Here is an 18,474-nt window from a genome sequence, read left to right as displayed (position 1 = left end):
CTAGGATATCGTAAAAATTACGATACGATCGTCCCATGACGGAACTCTTGTCGCGAGACGACCTCGTGTCGGTGGCACCTGCGAATGTCCGTGCCGTACTCGCCCGCAGCATCCTGGCCGACGGGCTTGACCTGGTTCTCGACCTGGAACAGTCGTCGGGTTCGTGGCTGGTCGATGCCAGGGACGGCACGCGCTATCTCGACATGTTCACGTTCTTCGCGTCCTCGGCGCTTGGCATGAACCATCCCGCGCTGGCAGACGACCCCGAGTTCCTGGCCGAGCTGGCCCGGGCCGCGGTCAACAAGCCGTCGAACTCCGACGTCTACACGGTGCCGATGGCACGATTCGTCGACACGTTCGCCCGGGTGCTCGGCGATCCCGAACTACCGCATCTGTTCTTCGTCGACGGCGGCGCGCTCGCGGTCGAGAACGCCCTCAAAGTGGCATTCGATTGGAAGAGCAGACACAACGAGACCCGCGGGATCGATCCCGCCCTGGGCACCCGAGTTCTGCACCTGCGCGGCGCCTTCCACGGTCGCAGCGGCTACACCCTGTCGCTGACCAACACCGACCCCGTCAAGGTCGCGCGGTTCCCGAAGTTCGACTGGCCGCGCATCGACGCGCCTTTCATCCGGCCGGGCGCGGATATGGATGCGCTGGAGGACGAATCAATTCGTCAGGCCCGCGCGGCATTCGAGGCCCACCCGCACGACATCGCCTGCTTCATCGTCGAGCCCATCCAGGGTGAGGGCGGCGACCGGCACTTCCGCCCGCGATTCCTCGCGGCGATGCGCGCGCTGTGCGACGAATACGACGCGCTGATGATCGCCGACGAGGTGCAGACGGGCTGCGGTATCACCGGTACACCGTGGGCCTACCAGCAGCTCGGCTTCACTCCGGACGTCGTCGCATTCGGTAAGAAGACGCAGGTGTGCGGGGTCATGGCCGGCCGGCGGGTCGACGAAGTCCCCGACAACGTCTTCGCCGTCAGTTCCCGGATCAATTCGACCTGGGGCGGCAACCTCGTCGACATGGTTCGGTCGCGGCGCATCCTCGAGGTCATCGAGGCCGACGATCTGTTCGCCAATGCCGCCGAGATGGGCGCTCACCTGATGGCCGGACTCGGTGAGCTCGCGCGCGACCTGCCCGGCGAGGTGTGCGACGTGCGGGGGCGGGGACTGATGTGCGCCATCAGTTTGTCCACTCCGCAGCGCCGCGACGCGGTGCTCGCCGCACTGTGGGAGCGCGGGGTGATCATGCTCGGCTGCGGCCCGGACAGCGTGCGGTTCCGCCCGGCGCTCACGGTGTCGCGTGCGGAGATCGACCGGGCGCTGGCCGCCTTGAGAGAGGTATTGCGCGCGGCGGTCTAGCATTCGGGGCATGCGGCTGCCCCTGGTCCTCGGCGCTCTCGGCGCGGCGGTGGCGCTCGCCGGCTGCGCGCAGACCGTCGCGGGCAATGCGGTGTCCAACCCGGCGCAGGGGATCACGCCGTTGCGGGCGGGCGACACCGATCAGGTGCTGATCGGCCCGGCCCAGCTGCACGACATCGTCGGCGTCAAACTGCAGACCGACGCCGACCAGACCCGCCCGATCCCCGGATCGTCTGCGGTGCCTGCGTGTTCGGCGCTCGACGCCGCCGGGATGGCCGCGTTCCTCGGCGACAAGACGCTGGGGCTGCACATCATGCTGTTCACCGACGGCGACCGGCACGACCACGTCGTGGCCGAGGCCGTCGCGATCTACCCCGATGCGGGGTCGGCGGCAGCGCAATTCGCCACCGGAACGAAGAACGCCAAGGCCTGCGACGGCCAACGCGCGCTGAGCACGGGCGGGGACGCCGCGTGGAAGTTCTCCGTGCCCGAGATCAATGCCGACACCGTGCGCTGGAACAAACAGCAGATCGGCATTCCGTTCGACTGGACCTGCTACGCGGAGGCCAGGCTCCGCAACAACGCGATCGTTCAGGCGATGGCATGCCAGGGCGACGACGGCGGCCAGGTCACCGTGACGACGATGACCGACCGGATGTCGGCCAGCGTCTGGGAACTGTCCGGTCACTGAGCGCTGCCTGTACGTTTTACGACCCCTCTCACCGGGCAACCAGCGAAGGTGCACGAAGCCCAGGTGCGAGCGCGATCCGTCCCGTGGGTATCCGTCATCCGTTTCACGGTGGTCGCCGCTGCCGCGGGCGTCGGATTCCTGGCGGTCGGCGCGTTGTGGATGTCGACCTGTACTGGCGCAACCGCATTCGACACGGCCGCTTGCGGACCCGTGCAGCACACCGTCCTCGACCTCGGCGCTCCGATCATCCTGCTCATCGCCGCGGCACTGGCATTCTGGCGGGGCCATGGCGCGTCCTGGGGCGCGCCATGGCATGGCGCGGGTGGGATCCTGCTCGTCCTCACCGCACTGACGCTGATTCCGGTGAACTGAGCCGGAAACGACAAAAGCCCAGCGGCGCCGCTGGGCTTTTGTCGTGGAGTCGTGGCTACTGGTGGGCCTTCTGGCGAGCCTCAGCGGCCTTGGCGGCCGCGCGAGCGGCGTCTGCTTCGGCTTCCTTCTTGGCAGCGTCGCGCTGTGCCTCGGCCTTGTCCTGCTGTGCTTTGCCCTCGTCGACCAGATCGTCGCGGCCCGTCACGGTGCCCACGACTTCCTTGGCCTTGCCCTTGACGTCTTCGACGACGCCCTTGATGCCTTCTTCAGGTCCGCTGTCGGACATCAGTAACTACGGATCAGAGAGATCAACTTTTCCTTGCTCAACCCGGAATATCCCGAAATCCCAAGCTGCTTCGCCCGTTTTTTGAGCTCAGCGACGGTCCAGCCTTCGTAGGCGCAGGACCGACTAGGTCGAAAGAACCGAATGTCGTCGACATCGGATCTCGCGGCGGCAGCACTCGACATCTCCTACCCCCTTTGCTGAGGTTGCAGTTTCCCCGGTGGCACTAGTACCCAGCCCACCCGTCCGGCCAAACATTGGCTAACTATCGGGACTCCTGTGGATTCGAATCCTCGATGACCTGGTGTTGTTCCCGCCGATACCCGACCGAGAAGCCCCGCGACAAGCCGAAATTTACGGCAGCGCAACACATGACGTTCGCCACACGAAGGGCTGCGGTGTTGGGGGTGCGCGGTCGTGACTCGGGTCACCGCCGGTCGTGAGCGCTGCCGCGGGCGACTGAAACTGAGCGATGTGACCGGCCATCAGCAAATCGCCGGGATCGACAACCGTGTTCTGTTGCCCGGCACGCCGATTAGTTGACCGCGCGCGGCTTCTTCGCTCGCCCCCGACTCGGCCTGCCCCTGAGGTTTAGACGGTGGATGTTCGGGTATCACCGCCTAGCTGTCTAGATCGCATGCAGCTGCCCCCGTGCGGGGGCCTTCTGTTCATCGCCCAACTGATTGGGAAACGATGAAGATCGCTATGATTTCCGCTCTTGCGAGTCCGCTCGCGCTCCACGAGCGCGCCGATATCGGCGGCCAACATGTTCACGTCGCCGGCCTGTCCGCGGCGATCGCGCGCCGCGGACACGACCTCACCGTCTACACGCGCCGTGACGGCCAGGGCCGTCCGGAGCGGGTGGACGCTCCCGACGGCTATGCCGTGGTGGAAGTTCCGGCCGGACCCGCCGACTACGTCTCCGGCGGTGACCTGCTCGACCACATGAGCGCGTTCGCCGAATACCTCGATGTCCATTGGGATGAGGATCCACCGGAAGTGGCACACGCCCAGTTCTGGATGTCCGGGCTCGTCACTCAATTGGCCGCGCGTGCCAGGGGAGTGCCGACCGTTCAGACGTTCCGCTCACTGGGGTCCGTCGAGGAACGCCACGACGAGGTTCCTGCGGCGAACGTGGGTGCCCGGTTGAAGCTCGAGCGGCTGGTGGCAGGGGGCGCCACGTGGGTGGCGGCGACGTGCACCGACGAACTCCTCGAACTGATCCGGCTGGGCCGATCCCGATCGCGGATCTCGGTGGTTCCGTGCGGGGTGGACACCGATGCGTTCTCCACAGAAGGGTCCGTCGCCGACAGGGGCGACCGATACCGCATCGTCTCAGTGGGAAAGCTCTTGCCGCACAACGGTTTCGACACCATGATCCAGGCATTGCCCAACATCCCCGACGCCGAGTACGTGATCGTCGGTGACGCCGACGGCGACAACATCCACGCGGACCCGGAGGCGACGCGACTGAGCAAGTTGGCCGCCGAGCTGGGAGTGGCCGACCGGCTGGTATTCGCCGGTGCGGTGGCCCACGCCGATATGCCTGCGCTACTCCGCTCGGCCGACGTCGTGGCGTGTACGCCGTGGTATGACGCCTTCGGCTTGGTCGCGCTCGAGGCGATGGCCTGCGGGGTGCCGGTGGTGGCCTCCGCGGTCGGCAGCATGCGAGACACTGTGGTCGACGACGTGACCGGCCGGCTGGTGATGCCGCGGCGCCCCCGGGAGTGCGCCGACGTAGTGACGGGCATCCTGCGCGATTCGTTCCTGCGGCGCAGCCTGGGGTTGGCCGGACGCGACCGGGTGTGCGCCCGCTACACCTGGGACCGAGTCGCCGCCGAGACTTGTGACATCTACGAGCGGTTGATCACCGCTCACGTCGATCACGCGTCGCCGCTCACCGATTTGGGGCAGCCGACGATCCAGTCCTGAGAGCCGAACCACAATGTGCGAAGGGCAGGTTTGACCTGTGCCGATCGGTGGGTATGAAGGGGCAACCATGACGACAACTTCCTGGGCGATGCTGCGCACGCCGACCCGGTCCACAGACGACCGTGGCTAGCACCTGGAGTAGTGTCGGGTCGACATTGCCGGGAGGCCACATGAACGATGCCGAAAACCGAGACAGCGAGGCACAACGCGGTGCCAGTGCTGTCGAGTTGAGGGTTGCTGCCAGGTTGGAGAACCTTGCTGTGCTGCGCACCGTGGTCGGCGCGGTCGGCACGTTCGAAGACCTGGATTTCGACGCCGTCGCGGATTTGCGGCTGGCCGTCGACGAGGCCTGCACCAGGCTGATCCGCTCCGCGTCGCCCGAGGCGACCCTGGTGGTGGTAGTCGATGCGCACGACGACGTGGTCGTCGTGGAGGCCTCCACCACCTGCGACACCTATGACGTTGTCACTCCCGGCAGCTTTAGCTGGCACGTGCTGAGCTCGCTGACCGACGATGTGCAGACGTTCCACAACGGTCACGAGCCCGGTAGCGACGGGCAGGTTTTCGGCATCACTCTGACCACGAGGCGGGCGGGCTCCGGGCAGTGACTCCCCGAGCCACCGACAGTTCGCGGAAACGGTCGAACTCGGAGTACGCCGACGTCCCGGACATGTTCCGGGAGTTGGCGAAACTCGACCCCGGCTCCGCAGAGCACCAGCGTTTCCGCGACGGCATCGTGGAACGGTGCCTTCCGCTGGCCGACCATATCGCTCGCCGTTTCGACGGACGCGGTGAACCACGCGACGATCTGGTGCAGGTTGCGCGCGTCGGCCTGGTCAACGCTGTGATCCGCTACGACGTCGAAACCGGATCGGATTTCGTGTCTTTCGCGGTACCGACGATCATGGGCGAGGTCCGGCGCCACTTCCGCGACAACAGCTGGTCGGTCAAGGTTCCGCGCCGGCTCAAGGAACTGCACCTGCGGTTGGGCGCGGCGACCTCAGAGCTGTCCCAACGGCTCGGCCGAGCGCCGACCGCCTCCGAACTCGCCGAGGAACTCGGCATGGAGCGCGAAGAGGTCGTCGAGGGCCTCGTCGCGGGCAGCTCTTACAACACCCTGTCGATCGACAGCGGCGGCAGCGGCAGCGACGAGGACGCGCCGGCGATCGTCGACACCCTTGGTGATGTCGACCTGAGCCTTGACCAGATCGAGAACCGCGAAGCGCTGCGTCCGCTGCTTGAACAATTGCCGGAGCGGGAGCGCACGGTGCTTCTGCTGCGGTTCTTCGAGTCGCTCACCCAGACCCAGATCGCCGAGCGCGTCGGCATCTCACAGATGCACGTCTCGCGCCTGCTCGCGAAGTCGCTAGCCCGGCTCCGCGACCAGCTCGAGTAGCTGGCGGGGTTCCCCGTCGAGGAATTCGACGGCCTCGGCGACCGAGCCGGCCACCGGTAGCGTGTGGTCGGGGTCGCAGACCCGCATCAGCCGCGAGACGGCCTCGCCGGTCACCATCGCCCATCGTGCCGAGCTATTGGCGCATCGGACGTTGATGGTGTGCAGGGCCGAGAACCCCGCGGTCCCGAAGAACCGCAGCGGGCTGAGATCGATAACCAGGTGTGCGCCTGCGGTGGCGCACTCGTCGACATGATCGGCGAAGGCGGCGGAGTTGGACGCATCGAGTTCGCCCTCGACGGTGATGATCCCGACGTTGTCGGCGGGCCAGTGGTCGGTGAAATGGATGACAGACATAGTGACTCCATCAGTGAACGAATATTCGTACTGTGGATCACGCCAGAGTGGGTAGGCCCGTATAGTGCGGGATCTCGCGCGCCTCACACGTCTTTGACGTAGTTCCGGGCGGCTGTTAACTCAACCTGCTTTGAACACTACGCGCCGTTAGGGTGCCGCGACAGCTGTCGCGGCGGGTTCTAATAATCCTCAGAGTCGAGCGCGTAGGCGCGTCACACTGGTGATATGTCGAAGTCCGGTCAGATCGCCGGGGTGCTACTGGCCGCTGGCGCGGGCGTCCGCTATGGAATGCCGAAAGTTCTTGCTGCCCAAGGTTTATGGCTGCGATCAGCAGTGGAGGCATTGACCGGAGGCGGCTGCGATGACGTGGTCGTTGTGCTCGGTGCGGCCGTCGTTGACGTCCCGGCGCCCGCGCGTGCGGTGCTTGCTGACGAGTGGCGGCAGGGGATGGGTGCCTCCTTAAGGAGCGGGTTGACGTCGGTGCCCGACGCGGAATTCGCCGTCGTGCTCACCGTTGACACCCCCGACATCGGCGCCGATGTGGTCGGGCGGGTACTCGAGGCGGCCCGAACGTCGCAGTCCGGCATCGCCCGGGCCACCTACGACGGACGGCCCGGGCACCCGGTCGTCGTCGCCCACCGGCACTGGCCCGCACTGCTCGGGACACTGCACGGCGACGAGGGTGCGCGGCGCTTTCTGGCCGGCCGCCCCGATGTGGTGGTGGTCGACTGCGCCGATCTGGCCACCGGGATGGACATCGACACGCCTACACCGTCAGGTTGAGGGCCGCCGCGGCGAAGCGGCGCACCGCCGTGGCGGCCACCTCTACGACGTGTTCGTGACCGGGCCGGGCCCGCGTCGACAACGTCGCGCTGGCTGGGTCGACGATGACCTCGGCCAGTAGTTCGCCGGTCGTCGGTTCGCACACCGCCCACGAGTAGCCGGATTCGTCCGCCCACTGCGCCGTGCGCCTGCTCACGTAGTCCGGATCGGTCTCGCCCAGATCGGCGAGCGAGGGACGGTCGTCAATGCGCTCGTCGGCGCGCAGTGCGCGCAAATACCAAGCGCCAGCATTGATTTCGATGGGATCCATGGGGCCTCCTGGTGTTCACTGCTGGGATCCATCATGCTGGATCGCATGAAAATCGCCGTATTTGGAGCTAGTGGTCAGATCGGACGACAGGTCGTGGACCTTCTGACCGCCGAGGGCCACGAGGTGGTGGCGGCGTCACGCGCATCGGGCGTCGATGTGCTGACCGGGCAGGGCGTCGCCGACGCGCTGCGCGGCGCACACGTCCTCGTCGACGTCCTCAATTCGCCGTCGTACGAAGACGAACCGGTGCTCGAGTTCTTCAGCACCGCCACCCGCACTCTCGTCGGGGCCGCCAAGGCCGCCGGGGTGGCACACTACGTCGCGCTGTCGATCGTCGGGGTGACCCGACTGCCGGACAGCGGGTACATGCGCGCCAAAGTGGCACAGGAGACGCTCATCGAGGCGGCCGGGCTGCCGTACACGATCCTGCGGGCCACCCAGTTCCACGAGTTCGCCGACATGATCGTGGCCGCCATGACCGACGGTGACGTGGTGCGAGTGCCCGACGCGCGCATCCAGCCGATCGCTGCGGCCGAAGTCGCCGAACATGTGGCGCGTGCCGCAGTCGGATCGCCGGTGGGCATCGTCGAACTCGGTGGACCGGACAAGCTCACCTTCGCCGAGCTGGCGCGCGTCGTGCAGGCTCGTCAAGGCGGGCATCACGCGATCGTCGTCGACCCCGAGGTGACCTACTTCGGCGCCCGGGTGGACGCCGACAGCCTGGTCACCGGGGACGGCGCTGCGTTGGGGACGACTCCGTTTACTTGATCTCGGCCAGGACGGTGCCCTGCGTGATCGCGGCGCCGGCCTCGACGGCCAGCCCGGTGATGACACCGTCCTTGTGGGCGGTCACCGGGTTCTCCATCTTCATGGCCTCGAGCACCACGACGAGATCACCAGCGGCCACGGTCTGACCCTCTTCGACGGCGACCTTCACCACGGTGCCCTGCATCGGCGCCGTCACCGCGTCGCCGGAAGCCTGCGCCCCGCCGTGTGCACCGCGCTTACGGGCCTTCGGCTTCTTGCGGATGGCACCGGACTCGGCCGGGCCGGAGCCGTTGCCGAGCGCCAGGTCACCGGGCAGCGACACCTCGACGCGACGGCCGCCGACCTCGACGACCACCTTCTGCCGCGGCTGGGCTTCTTCCTCATCGACCGGTCCACCGCCGGTGAACGGCTCGATGGTGTTGTTCCACTCGGTCTCGATCCAGCGGGTGTGGACGTCGAAGCTCTCGCCGTCACCGATGAAGGCCGGGTCGGCCGTCACGGCACGGTGGAACGGGATGACCGTGGCCAAGCCTTCGACGTTGAACTCGGCCAGGGCGCGGCGCGAGCGGGCCAGGGCCTCCTCACGGGTGGCGCCGGTGACGATCAGCTTGGCCAGCATCGAGTCGAACTGTCCGCCGATGACCGAGCCGGACTCCACGCCGGAATCCATGCGCACGCCGGGGCCTGTCGGCGGCTCGAACGTGGTGACCGGGCCGGGGGCGGGCAGGAAGCCGCGACCGGCGTCCTCGCCGTTGATGCGGAATTCGAACGAGTGACCGCGCGGGGTCGGATCCTCGGTGATGTCCAGTGCCTCGCCGTTGGCGATCTTGAACTGCTGCAGCACCAGGTCGATGCCCGAGGTCTCCTCGGTCACCGGGTGTTCCACCTGCAGGCGGGTGTTGACCTCGAGGAAGCTGATCAGGCCGTCCTGGCCGACCAGGTACTCGACGGTGCCCGCACCGTAATAGCCGGCTTCCTTGCAGATGCGCTTGGCGGACTCGTGGATCTCCTTGCGCTGCGCGTCGGTCAGGAACGGCGCCGGGGCCTCTTCGACCAGCTTCTGGAAGCGGCGCTGCAGCGAGCAGTCGCGGGTACCGGCGACGACCACGTTGCCGTGCGTGTCGGCGATGACCTGAGCCTCGACGTGGCGCGGCTTGTCCAGGTAGCGCTCGACGAAGCACTCGCCGCGGCCGAAGGCCGAGACGGCCTCGCGGGTGGCCGAGTCGAACAGTTCGGGGATCTCCTCGAGGGTGCGGGCCACCTTCATGCCACGACCACCACCGCCGAAGGCGGCCTTGATCGCGATCGGCAGACCGTGTTCCTTGGCGAAGGCGAGGATCTCGTCGGCGTCCTTGACCGGGTCGGGCGTGCCGGGCACCAGCGGCGCCTGGGCGCGCGCGGCGATGTGGCGGGCGGTGACCTTGTCACCGAGGTCGCGAATGGACTGCGGGCTCGGGCCGATCCAGATCAGGCCGGCGTCGAGGACGGCCTGGGCGAAGTCGCCGTTCTCGCTCAGGAAGCCGTAGCCGGGGTGGATGGCGTTGGCGCCGGACTTGGCCGCGGCGTCGAGGATCTTGCCGAAGTCCAGGTAGGACTCCGCCGAGGTCTGACCGCCCAGGGCGAACGCCTCATCCGCGAGCCGGACGTGCGGTGCGTCGGCGTCGGGCTCGGCGTAGACCGCCACGCTGGCCAGTCCCGCATCTCGGGCCGCCCGGATCACCCGGACCGCGATTTCACCACGGTTGGCGACGAGGACTTTGGAGATGGTCTGACTGGGCACCGCGCCTCCTGCTTTGCGTGACTCTAAGAACGTTCTTTAAAAATAGGTTCGCACGGCAGTGTAAGCGCCGCTCGTTAGACACGAACCAGCTGGTACCCCTACTAATGAGTAAGTTCAGTCTCTATCGGAGTAATCGGATCGGGTCTGTGCGGATGGCCTCGGCCGCTTCCTGCAGGAGACGACGGTCGTGCACGTCGTCGTGGTACGACAGCGTGATGCTGCGTTCGCGGCCGATCGTGCCGCTGAACACCGAGATGTCTGCCGGTGCCCACGGCTGCAGGGCCGCGTTGATCGACCGGGGGCGGTCGGGAAGCCACGGCAGATTCTCGAACGGCGAGAGCCTGCCGACATCGGAGTAGGCCAACTCGACGGGAGTGTCCGCAGGCGCCCGCTGCGCGCGGGTCGCGCTGAGCGGGGCGGCGAGGTTGCGGGCGGCCGTCGAGGTCAGCGCGAGCAGGGGCAGGGCCGCGTCGAGCCGGGCCTTCACGGCGGCGTCGATGGCGCGGACGGGCGTCCCCAGGCCGGCCTGGACGCTGAGCCCGGAGATGAAGTTGGCATTGACGCGCTCCCGGGGCCGCAGGTAGCGGCGGCAGTCGACGACGAGCCGCAGGGCGTCGGTCAGCGGTAGGCCGGCCTGGGCCAGCGCGGTGCGGACGATGACGAGCCAGGTGACCGCCCTGCTGACGCCCGCGCCGTCGGACGCGCGCCAGCTGTCCACCTCGCGTTCGGTGGCGGCGTCGATGTGGATCACCTCTGCGGCGGCCGAGGGCGGTTCTGCCGTGGGTGCACCCGCGGTGGGCCGGCGCCTGCCGGGGGCGGAGCGCTGGCGGGCTTCGGTCCATGCGCTTGCCAGCCGGTGGCGGTCGGCGAAGGTGTTGGTGAGCGCATGCACGACCGGGATCGAGGTGTCCCGATCCCGCAACCAGCTCGAGCTGGCCCCCGCGATGAGGTCGAAAAGCGTTGTCACACAATCGACGTAGAGACGGGCATCGCCGAGGCCGTGATCGATGTCGAAGGCGATGTGGCGTTCGGAGAGATAGACGTCGACCGGTCCGCGCGGGACGGAAAGGCGGCGAATGTAGTCCAGCACCGCGGTGGTTCCCCGACCGGCGACCTCGGCGGGCAGCTCGCGAATTGTGGGCGCCGACTCCGCTTTCCAGCTCCACAGCCACGCTCGCGCGTCGGGAATCAGCCCGAGCCGGGTGTGCGGGCCGGACCGGGTGATGGTCTCCAGCGCGGCCGCCACCTGCTCGCGTGGCGGGACGGCGACGTTCTCCAGGCACCCCACATACCGTGTGCCCGCCATCAGCCGATCGAGGCCACTGGCGTTACTACGGCGAGGCAAGACGGCGCTTGATCCGGGCCAGCATCGCCGACATGCCGCGCAGCCGCAGCGGGCTGATCAACGCCGCCAGGCCGAGCTCCGAATAGAAGTCGTCGGGCACCGCCAGGATGTCGGCTTTCGACTGCCCGTCGAGCCCGGTGGCCAGAATCGAGGCGAAGCCGCGGGTGGTCGGCGCTTCGACGGGCGCGCTGAAGAACAGCCGCACATGGTCGGCGTCGGAGGCGTCGACATGAAGGAACAACGGCGACTGGCATTCCGGCACCGGTTCCATGGCCGCCTCTTCGAGGTCGGCGGGCAGCGCGGGCAACTCGTCGGCGAACTCGAGCAGCAGCTTGAGCTTGTCCTGGCCCTGCACGTCGCCGAAGTCGGAGACGACCTCAGCCAGCGGCGCGGGCATGCTCATGAGGAACCGGGTACCGATCCCGGTTCGGCTCCGGCGACGACCGGCACCCGCACGGTGTTGCCCCATTCCGTCCACGAACCGTCGTAATTGCGCACCCCGGGGATGCCGAGCAGATAGGTCAGCACGAACCAGGTGTGGCTGGACCGCTCACCGATCCGGCAGTAGGCGATGATGTCGTCCCCGGGCTCGACGAACGAGTAGACCTCTTCGAGCTCCGCACGGTTGCGGAACCGCCCGCTGTCGTCGGCGGCCTTGGCCCACGGCACCGATACCGCGCTGGGGATGTGGCCGCCGCGCAGCGCACCTTCCTCCGGGTAGTCGGGCATGTGAGTGCGCTCGCCGGTGTACTCCTGGGGCGAGCGGACGTCGATCAGCGTCGAATGGCCAAGCGAGCCAAGCACATCGTCCTTGAACGCCCGGATGGCGGCATCGTTGCGCTCGACGACGGGATAGCCGGAGCCGGTCTTGGTGGGTACGTCGAGCGTGGTGTCGCGGCCGTCGGAGATCCACAGATCCCGTCCGCCGTTGAGCAGCCGGACATCCTGGTGGCCGAAGAGCGTGAACACCCACAGCGCGTAGGCGGCCCACCAGTTGCTCTTGTCGCCGTAGATCACGACGGTGTCGTCGCGGGAGATGCCCTTGCGGTTCATCAGCTCGGCGAACTGCGCGCCGTTGATGTAGTCGCGCACGTGCGGATCGTTGAGGTCGGTGTGCCAGTCGACCTTGACCGCGCCGGGGATGTGGCCGATGTCGTAGAGCAACACGTCTTCGTCGGATTCCACGATGGCCAGGCCGGGGGTGCCCAGGTGTGCCGACAGCCAGTCGGCGGTGACCAGGCGCTCCGGATGGGCGTAGTCCTTGAGGGCGGGGCTGGGATCTGCGGGAAGCGGCACGACGACGAGCCTACCGCTGATCAGCTAACCGGATTGGTCACCCACAGATCGCCGATGGACAGCCCGACCTCGCTTAAGAGCCGACGGGTCACCGACAGCCCCAGACCCACCACGTTCGACGGGTCGCCGTCGATGCCGTCGACGAACCAGCCGCCGAGCCCGTCGAGGGTGAAGGCGCCCGCGACGTGCAGCGGCTCACGGCTGGCCACATAGGCCGCCAGGTCGGCGGGGGTGGGGTTGGCAAATCGCACCCGGGTGACGGCCGCCTGGGACACCGTCTGCACGGCGGCGCCGTGCAGCACCCTGATGAGGCTGTGTCCGGTGTAGAGCAGGCCGTCCCGGCCCGCCATTGAGTCCCATTGCCGCGCAGCCTGTTCGGGTGTTCCCGGCTTGCCGGACAGTTGCCCGTCGACATAGAGCATCGAATCGCAGCCGATCACAACGCAATCCGCTGCGACCTCGCGGTCGAGGACCTGGTGCACCGCGTCGGCCTTGGCCTGAGCCAGGGCGCTGACGACGTCACCGGGGTCGGCATCGGATCCCAGGTTGTCGACGATCGCGTCCTCGTCGACACCCGAGACGACGACAACCGGATCGATACCGGCGCTGCGCAGGATGCGCAGCCGGCCGGATGACGCCGAGCCGAGAACGACCCGCGTCATCGCCGCAGGTGCATGCGCTCCAAGAGCGTGACTCGCTGCCAGCTGGAGATTCCGTAGCGCAGCTTGTCGACAGGGTGGCCCCACAGGTTGAGCTCCTGCGGACCGGGCGCCGGGTTGCCGCCACTGGCGGCGGCCAGAACGGTCACCAGAGCGGCGATATCAACGTCGCTCGGGTTGCCCTTCTCGATGCGGATCTCGGGCGCCAGCGGCTCCGGGTTGTCCAGCGTGATGTCCCGGGGATCGCTGAGTTCGGTGATGTCCTCGTGCTTGCTCATGGGCACCAGCCCCTTTCGTCAGAGGGGAATGTTCCCGTGCTTCTTCGGCGGCACCTGAGCGATCTTGCGCTCGAGCAGCCGCAGTGCGGTCGAGATGTAGCCACGGGTGTGCGACGGCGGGATGACCGCGTCGACGTAACCCCGCTCGGCGGCGATGTAGGGGTTCACCAGCGTGTCCTCGTAGGTCTGCTGCAGCTCCAGGCGAAGGGCGTCCACGTCTTTGCCTTCGTTGGCCGCGTCCTTGAGGTCCTTGCGGTAGACGAACCCGACCGCGCCCGAGGCGCCCATGACCGCGATCTGGGCCGTCGGCCAGGCGATGTTGACGTCGCAGCCCATGTCCTTGGACCCCATGACGCAGTAGGCGCCGCCGTAGGCCTTGCGGGTGATGACGGTGACCTTGGCGACGGTGGCCTCGCCGTAGGCGTAGAGCAGCTTGGCGCCGCGCCGGATGATGCCGTTGTATTCCTGCTCGGTTCCCGGCAGGAAGCCCGGCACGTCCACCAGCATCACGATCGGGATGTTGAAGCAGTCGCAGGTCCGCACGAACCGGGCGGCCTTCTCGGAGGCGTTGATATCCAGGCAGCCGGCGAACTGGGTGGGCTGGTTGGCCACGATCCCGACCGGGCGGCCGTCGATCCGGCCGAAGCCGACGACGATGTTCTGCGCGTAGCCCGCCTGCACCTCGAGGAACTCGTCGTCGTCGAGGATGCGGGTGATGACCTCGTGCATGTCGTACGGCTGGTTCGGCGAATCCGGGATGAGGGTGTCCAGTTCGAGGTCCTCGTCGGTGAGGTTGTCCTCGATGGCGCCCGGGTGCGGCGGGGCCGGATAGCGCGGTGGCTCGGCGTAGTTGTTCGGCGGCAGGTAGCTCAGCAGATCGCGGACGTAGTCCAGCGCGTCCTGCTCACCGGAGGCGACGTAGTGCACGGTTCCCGACTTGGCCATGTGGGTGTGGGCGCCGCCCAGATCCTCCATGGTGACGTCCTCGCCGGTGACCGTCTTGATGACGTCGGGGCCGGTGATGAACATCTGGCTGGTCTGGTCGACCATGATGACGAAGTCGGTCAACGCGGGGGAGTAGACGTGGCCACCGGCGGCGGCACCCATGATCAGCGAGATCTGCGGGATCACGCCGGAGGCCTTGATGTTGTTGTGGAAGATCCGGCTGTAGAGGCCGAGGGAGACCACACCCTCCTGGATGCGCGCGCCCGCACCGTCGTTGATCCCGATCAGCGGGCGACCGGTCTTGATCGCCAATTCCTGTACCTTGACGATCTTTTCGCCGTAGACCTCGCCGAGGCTGCCGCCGAACACCGTGGCGTCCTGGCTGAAGATGCAGACCTCGCGGCCGTCGATGGTGCCGTAGCCGGTGACCACACCGTCACCGACGGGGCGGTTCTCGGCCAGCCCGAAGTTGGTGCTGCGGTGCCGGGCCAGCGCGTCGAGCTCGACGAAGGAACCCTCGTCCAGCAGCGCCAGGATGCGTTCGCGAGCGGTGAGCTTGCCCTTGGCGTGGACCTTCTCCACGGCGGTCTCGCCAACCGGATGCAGCGACTCCTCTGCACGCTGACGCAGATCGGCCAGCTTGCCCGCGGTGGTGTGGATGTCGACGGTGTGGCCGGCGGCCGGTTCCTTAACGCTCGTCATGGGTGACGATGGTATCGGCAACCTTAAGAAGCTGCTAAGGGGCACCACACTTCGTGTCGGCGGGCTGTGGCCGTCGGCTGTCCGGCACAGCCGAAGCGCGACTGTAAAACGAACCAGATTCGCTTCTCCGCGAGTCTCCCGCTAATTCTCTGTGGTGATGCTGGAGTCCCAATTCTGGGAGACTTTTCGCTCCAGTGGGTCACTCGGCGAGGGATATTCTTGTTACCCGCGAACGGATAATGGCAAACCTTCAATTCCCAGAGTGGTGTGGCTTTAACAGGACATATACCGGACACACACAGTTATTTACGAGCCGACAGTTACTAAATATGGGCGGACTTATGTTTTAGATCACATCCAGTCCCGAACCGCCCGGTATCTGTTGCAGCTTCTAACTAAACGTAGCTACAGTCTGTCCGAGCGAACAACTGCCGGAAACTGTCACCTCGAATTCACAGCGTGAATTCTGGTGCCGGGAGCCGACAGAGCGAATCGATGCACCGCCGCCGCGGGGAGCGGAGTGCGGGACTGAATCGAGGCAGCGTGCTTTGTCGTCTATGTGGTTCCGGCCGGTTGGTCAGCGTTCTCGACCTGGGCGCGACCCCGCCGTGTGAACGGTTCTTGAGCGCCGATGAACTCGACGCACCCGAGCCGACGTATCCGCTGCACCTGCGGCTCTGCGACACCTGCCTGCTGCTGCAGATCCCGGCCCTGATCACCCCCGAGGACACCTTCACCGAGTACGCGTACTTCTCGTCGTTCTCCGACAGCTGGGTTGCGCACGCCAAGACGTTTGTCGACGACACCGCCTCCCGGCTGGGCCTCGGAGCGGACTCCTTCATTGTCGAAGTGGCCAGCAATGACGGGTATCTGCTGCAGCACGCCGTGGCGGCCGGCATCCCGTGCCTGGGTATCGAGCCATCGCAGAACGTGGGCGCCGCCGCCCGCGAGCGCGGGGTGCCGACCCGGACCGACTTCCTCGGCGAAGCCGTCGCCGGCGCTGTGGTCGCCGAGCACGGAACCGCCGACCTGGTGGTCGCCAACAATGTCTACGCACACGTGCCCGACATCGTCGGCTTCGCAAAAGGCTTGCGCGCCTTACTCGCCGACGACGGCTGGTTGAGCATCGAGGTCCACCACGCGCTCAACCTCGTGACGCTCGGGCAGTTCGACACCATCTACCACGAGCATTTCCAGTACTACACCGTGCTTTCGGCGACCAGAGCGCTCGCCACCGCCGGGCTCAGTGTCGTCGACGCCGAACTCATTCCCACTCATGGCGGCTCCATCCGGCTGTGGGCGCGCCCCGATACCCTTGGGGCCGAGCCGACTTCGCGGTTCTTCGACATCCTGGGCATCGAGAAGCGCGCCGGGCTGCATGACATCACCGGCTATCTGGACCTGCGCACTCGCACCGAGACCCTGCGTCACGAGCTGTTGCGCTTCCTGCTGGAGTGCAAGGCGGCGAACCGGCGGGTGGTCGGCTACGGCGCGCCGGGCAAGGGCAACACACTGCTGAACTACTGCGGAATCCGCAGCGACCTACTGGAATACACGGTCGATCGCAATCCCTACAAGCACGGACGCTTCACCCCGGGCACCCGCATTCCCATCCTGGATCCGAGCGCGATCGCCGATGATCGGCCCGACGTCGTGCTGGTGCTGCCCTGGAACCTGGAAGCCGAGCTCACCCGGCAGTTGGCGTATGTCGCGGACTGGGGCGGCGAGCTGGTTTACCCGCTGCCGACCTTGCACACAGTAAGTAGGAAACCGGAAGTCGTTGGGAGTCAAGCGAGATGAAAGTTGTCTTGTTCTGCGGTGGGTACGGCATGCGGATGCGCAACACCCTTCACGACGACATCCCCAAGCCGATGCAGATGGTCGGGCCTCGCCCGCTGCTGTGGCATGTGATGCGCTACTACGCGCACTTCGGACACAAGGAGTTCATCCTGTGCCTCGGCTACGGCGCTTCCCGTATCAAGGAGTACTTCCTGGAGTATCGGGAGACGGAGTCCAACGATTTCGTCATGCGCGACGGCGAGATTCAGCTGCTCGACAACGACATCAGCGATTGGACGATCACCTTCGTCGACACCGGCCTCGAATCCCCGATCGGGGAGCGGCTGCGGCGCGTGCGTGAGCACCTCGACGGTGACGAGTACTTCCTGGCCAACTACGCCGACGTGCTGACCGATGCCCGTCTCGACGACATCGTCGACAAGTTCCATGCCTCCGGCGCCGCGGTGTCGATGATGCTGGTGCCGCCCCAGCAGTCGTTCCACTGCGTCGAGGTCAAGGACTCCGGTGAGGTCAAGGACATCGTGCCCGTCGCCAACTTCCCGATCTGGATCAACGGCGGCTTCTTCGTGCTCTCCCAAGAGGTTTTCGACTATCTGCCCCCGGGTGGGGATCTGGTCGCCGACGCCTGCGAGGCGCTCGCCGGGCAGGGCCGGTTGTACGGGTACCGGCACGAGGGCTTCTGGAAGCCGGCCGATACGTTCAAGGAACGGGCCGAACTCGACGAAGGCTATCGCCACGGTGAGCGGCCCTGGGCCCTGTGGGAGCCCGCTCATGCGTGAACTCATGACCGGCGACGTGGACGAGATCGCGGTGGTCGGCGCGCACTGCGACGACATCGCCATCGGGATGGGCGGCACGCTGCTGTCGCTGGCCGCCTCACGCGTACACGCGCTGGTCCTCTCCGGCGGCGGCAGCGAGCGTGAGGCCGAGGAACGCGCGGCGCTCGAGGCGTTCTGCCCGGGCGCCCGCGTGCAGGTGACGGTCTTGGACATCCCGGACGGCCGCACACCGGCGCACTGGGAGCAGGTGAAGGCGGCGTTGCATGACTTCCGCCAATCATGTGATCCGGCGGTCGTTTTCGGTCCGCAGCGCCACGATGCCCACCAGGACCACCGGCTGCTCGCCGAACTACTGCCCACCGAATTCCGCGACCACCTGATCCTCGGGTACGAGATCCTCAAGTGGGAGACCGACACCCCCCAGCCGAACCTGTTCCACCCGCTGCCGCTCGGTGTGGCCGAGGAGAAGGCCCGGCTGCTGCACAAGCACTACCCGTCACAGTCGGCGCACGACTGGTTCGACGAAGAGGCGTTCCTGGGTTTGTCGCGGTTGCGCGGGGTGCAGTGCCGCAGCAGGCACGCGGAGGCGTTCACCGCCGAGAAGATGTCGCTGCGATTCGGGGGGTGCTGA

21 protein-coding genes are annotated in these 18,474 nt (G+C 66.8%); 11 read left to right on the top strand and 10 right to left on the bottom strand.

The features are described from left to right. Positions 1-35: 35 nt before the first annotated feature. From lat to EV580_RS08430, 3 genes are all read left to right on the top strand, one after another. On the top strand, positions 36-1,370 hold the full coding sequence (lat, locus tag EV580_RS08440) for an L-lysine 6-transaminase (RefSeq protein ID WP_133690579.1): 1,335 nt from the start codon (positions 36-38) through the stop codon (positions 1,368-1,370). A 10-nt stretch (positions 1,371-1,380) separates the two neighbouring features. Further along, entirely contained in the window at positions 1,381-2,061 is a 681-nt protein-coding gene (locus tag EV580_RS08435; protein ID WP_133690578.1) for a sensor domain-containing protein, read from the top strand. 63 nt (positions 2,062-2,124) lie between these two features. After that, complete coding sequence (locus EV580_RS08430) at positions 2,125-2,433, top strand: hypothetical protein (RefSeq protein ID WP_221217471.1); 309 nt, start codon at positions 2,125-2,127, stop codon at positions 2,431-2,433. A 55-nt stretch (positions 2,434-2,488) separates the two neighbouring features. Here EV580_RS08430 and mbp1 read toward each other — a convergent pair whose 3' ends face one another. Next, entirely contained in the window at positions 2,489-2,719 is a 231-nt protein-coding gene (gene mbp1, locus EV580_RS08425) for a microaggregate-binding protein 1 (protein ID WP_133690576.1), read from the bottom strand. A gap of 690 nt (positions 2,720-3,409) precedes the next feature. Here mbp1 and EV580_RS08415 point away from each other — a divergent pair. The 3 genes from EV580_RS08415 (at position 3,410) to EV580_RS08405 (ending at position 6,044) form a co-directional block, all read left to right on the top strand. Then, positions 3,410-4,648 (top strand): glycosyltransferase, encoded by a 1,239-nt coding sequence (locus tag EV580_RS08415; RefSeq protein ID WP_133690574.1) that lies wholly within the window; start codon positions 3,410-3,412, stop codon positions 4,646-4,648. A gap of 170 nt (positions 4,649-4,818) precedes the next feature. Continuing rightward, positions 4,819-5,256: an ATP-binding protein gene (locus tag EV580_RS08410; protein WP_133690573.1), complete on the top strand. Its 438-nt coding sequence runs from the start codon at positions 4,819-4,821 to the stop codon at positions 5,254-5,256. After that, a complete protein-coding gene (locus EV580_RS08405) occupies positions 5,253-6,044 on the top strand; it encodes an RNA polymerase sigma factor SigF (protein ID WP_133690572.1) in 792 nt (263 codons plus the stop codon). Before EV580_RS08410 ends, EV580_RS08405 begins: the two co-directional genes overlap by 4 nt. Here the strand turns inward: EV580_RS08405 and EV580_RS08400 are convergent. Next, positions 6,015-6,398 carry an STAS domain-containing protein gene (locus tag EV580_RS08400; protein WP_133690571.1) on the bottom strand — a complete coding sequence of 128 codons (384 nt, stop codon included), beginning with the start codon at positions 6,396-6,398 and terminating at the stop codon, positions 6,015-6,017. The genes EV580_RS08405 and EV580_RS08400 overlap by 30 nt on opposite strands. Before the next feature lie 225 nt (positions 6,399-6,623). Here EV580_RS08400 and EV580_RS08395 point away from each other — a divergent pair, with 225 nt between their 5' ends. Next, the gene (locus tag EV580_RS08395; protein WP_133690570.1) at positions 6,624-7,181 is read left to right on the top strand and encodes a nucleotidyltransferase family protein; all 558 of its coding nucleotides are present in this window, start codon (positions 6,624-6,626) and stop codon (positions 7,179-7,181) included. Here the strand turns inward: EV580_RS08395 and EV580_RS08390 are convergent. Continuing rightward, on the bottom strand, positions 7,165-7,491 hold the full coding sequence (locus tag EV580_RS08390) for a hypothetical protein (RefSeq protein WP_133690569.1): 327 nt from the start codon (positions 7,489-7,491) through the stop codon (positions 7,165-7,167). The two genes, EV580_RS08395 and EV580_RS08390, sit on opposite strands and share 17 nt — an antisense overlap. Positions 7,492-7,536: 45 nt before the next feature. On the opposite strand from EV580_RS08390, the gene EV580_RS08385 reads away from it, so the two are divergent. After that, complete coding sequence (locus tag EV580_RS08385) at positions 7,537-8,259, top strand: SDR family oxidoreductase (RefSeq protein WP_166654614.1); 723 nt, start codon at positions 7,537-7,539, stop codon at positions 8,257-8,259. On the opposite strand, the gene EV580_RS08380 is transcribed toward EV580_RS08385, so the two are convergent. The 7 genes from EV580_RS08380 to EV580_RS08350 all read right to left on the bottom strand — a co-directional run bounded on the left by EV580_RS08380 (position 8,252) and on the right by EV580_RS08350 (position 15,264). After that, positions 8,252-10,039: an acetyl/propionyl/methylcrotonyl-CoA carboxylase subunit alpha gene (locus EV580_RS08380; RefSeq protein WP_133690567.1), complete on the bottom strand. Its 1,788-nt coding sequence runs from the start codon at positions 10,037-10,039 to the stop codon at positions 8,252-8,254. The genes EV580_RS08385 and EV580_RS08380 overlap by 8 nt on opposite strands. 121 nt (positions 10,040-10,160) lie before the next feature. Continuing rightward, a complete protein-coding gene (locus tag EV580_RS08375; protein WP_133690566.1) occupies positions 10,161-11,345 on the bottom strand; it encodes a hypothetical protein in 1,185 nt (394 codons plus the stop codon). A gap of 25 nt (positions 11,346-11,370) precedes the next feature. Beyond that, complete coding sequence (locus EV580_RS08370) at positions 11,371-11,787, bottom strand: SufE family protein (protein WP_133690565.1); 417 nt, start codon at positions 11,785-11,787, stop codon at positions 11,371-11,373. Beyond that, positions 11,784-12,680: a sulfurtransferase gene (locus EV580_RS08365; protein WP_133690564.1), complete on the bottom strand. Its 897-nt coding sequence runs from the start codon at positions 12,678-12,680 to the stop codon at positions 11,784-11,786. Before EV580_RS08365 ends, EV580_RS08370 begins: the two co-directional genes overlap by 4 nt. Before the next feature lie 20 nt (positions 12,681-12,700). After that, positions 12,701-13,342, bottom strand: a complete 642-nt coding sequence (locus EV580_RS08360) for a Maf family protein (protein WP_133690563.1) — start codon at positions 13,340-13,342, stop codon at positions 12,701-12,703. Beyond that, complete coding sequence (locus tag EV580_RS08355; RefSeq protein WP_133690562.1) at positions 13,339-13,617, bottom strand: acyl-CoA carboxylase epsilon subunit; 279 nt, start codon at positions 13,615-13,617, stop codon at positions 13,339-13,341. Before EV580_RS08355 ends, EV580_RS08360 begins: the two co-directional genes overlap by 4 nt. An 18-nt stretch (positions 13,618-13,635) precedes the next feature. After that, positions 13,636-15,264, bottom strand: a complete 1,629-nt coding sequence (locus tag EV580_RS08350) for an acyl-CoA carboxylase subunit beta (protein WP_133690561.1) — start codon at positions 15,262-15,264, stop codon at positions 13,636-13,638. 543 nt (positions 15,265-15,807) lie between these two features. On the opposite strand from EV580_RS08350, the gene EV580_RS08345 reads away from it, so the two are divergent. From EV580_RS08345 to EV580_RS08335, 3 genes are read left to right on the top strand one after another with little or no spacing between them, the layout of a single operon-like run. Further along, positions 15,808-17,064 carry a methyltransferase domain-containing protein gene (locus tag EV580_RS08345; RefSeq protein WP_133690560.1) on the top strand — a complete coding sequence of 419 codons (1,257 nt, stop codon included), beginning with the start codon at positions 15,808-15,810 and terminating at the stop codon, positions 17,062-17,064. Further along, a complete protein-coding gene (locus tag EV580_RS08340) occupies positions 17,061-17,843 on the top strand; it encodes a sugar phosphate nucleotidyltransferase (protein WP_133690559.1) in 783 nt (260 codons plus the stop codon). The genes EV580_RS08345 and EV580_RS08340 overlap by 4 nt, the downstream gene beginning before the upstream one ends. Beyond that, a complete protein-coding gene (locus EV580_RS08335; RefSeq protein WP_133690558.1) occupies positions 17,836-18,474 on the top strand; it encodes a PIG-L deacetylase family protein in 639 nt (212 codons plus the stop codon). The genes EV580_RS08340 and EV580_RS08335 overlap by 8 nt, the downstream gene beginning before the upstream one ends.

Source organism: Mycobacterium sp. BK086 (genome assembly GCA_004362315.1).
GTDB lineage: Bacteria > Actinomycetota > Actinomycetes > Mycobacteriales > Mycobacteriaceae > Mycobacterium.
Note: the sequence above shows the minus strand (reverse complement) of the source record. Positions and strands in the feature narration are given on the sequence as shown.

Excerpts from the sequence above, each read along its gene's own strand:
- mbp1 (WP_133690576.1), bottom strand. The coding sequence starts at position 2,719 with ATGTCCGACAGCGGACCTGAAGAAGGCATCAAGGGCGTCGTCGAAGAC.
- lat (WP_133690579.1), top strand. The coding sequence starts at position 36 with ATGACGGAACTCTTGTCGCGAGACGACCTCGTGTCGGTGGCACCTGCG.
- EV580_RS08410 (WP_133690573.1), top strand. The coding sequence starts at position 4,819 with ATGAACGATGCCGAAAACCGAGACAGCGAGGCACAACGCGGTGCCAGT.
- EV580_RS08335 (WP_133690558.1), top strand. The coding sequence starts at position 17,836 with ATGCGTGAACTCATGACCGGCGACGTGGACGAGATCGCGGTGGTCGGC.
- EV580_RS08435 (WP_133690578.1), top strand. The coding sequence starts at position 1,381 with ATGCGGCTGCCCCTGGTCCTCGGCGCTCTCGGCGCGGCGGTGGCGCTC.
- EV580_RS08375 (WP_133690566.1), bottom strand. The coding sequence starts at position 11,345 with ATGGCGGGCACACGGTATGTGGGGTGCCTGGAGAACGTCGCCGTCCCG.
- EV580_RS08415 (WP_133690574.1), top strand. The coding sequence starts at position 3,410 with ATGAAGATCGCTATGATTTCCGCTCTTGCGAGTCCGCTCGCGCTCCAC.
- EV580_RS08390 (WP_133690569.1), bottom strand. The coding sequence starts at position 7,491 with ATGGATCCCATCGAAATCAATGCTGGCGCTTGGTATTTGCGCGCACTG.
- EV580_RS08370 (WP_133690565.1), bottom strand. The coding sequence starts at position 11,787 with ATGAGCATGCCCGCGCCGCTGGCTGAGGTCGTCTCCGACTTCGGCGAC.
- EV580_RS08355 (WP_133690562.1), bottom strand. The coding sequence starts at position 13,617 with ATGAGCAAGCACGAGGACATCACCGAACTCAGCGATCCCCGGGACATC.
- EV580_RS08385 (WP_166654614.1), top strand. The coding sequence starts at position 7,537 with ATGAAAATCGCCGTATTTGGAGCTAGTGGTCAGATCGGACGACAGGTC.
- EV580_RS08400 (WP_133690571.1), bottom strand. The coding sequence starts at position 6,398 with ATGTCTGTCATCCATTTCACCGACCACTGGCCCGCCGACAACGTCGGG.
- EV580_RS08360 (WP_133690563.1), bottom strand. The coding sequence starts at position 13,342 with ATGACGCGGGTCGTTCTCGGCTCGGCGTCATCCGGCCGGCTGCGCATC.
- EV580_RS08395 (WP_133690570.1), top strand. The coding sequence starts at position 6,624 with ATGTCGAAGTCCGGTCAGATCGCCGGGGTGCTACTGGCCGCTGGCGCG.
- EV580_RS08350 (WP_133690561.1), bottom strand. The coding sequence starts at position 15,264 with ATGACGAGCGTTAAGGAACCGGCCGCCGGCCACACCGTCGACATCCAC.
- EV580_RS08340 (WP_133690559.1), top strand. The coding sequence starts at position 17,061 with ATGAAAGTTGTCTTGTTCTGCGGTGGGTACGGCATGCGGATGCGCAAC.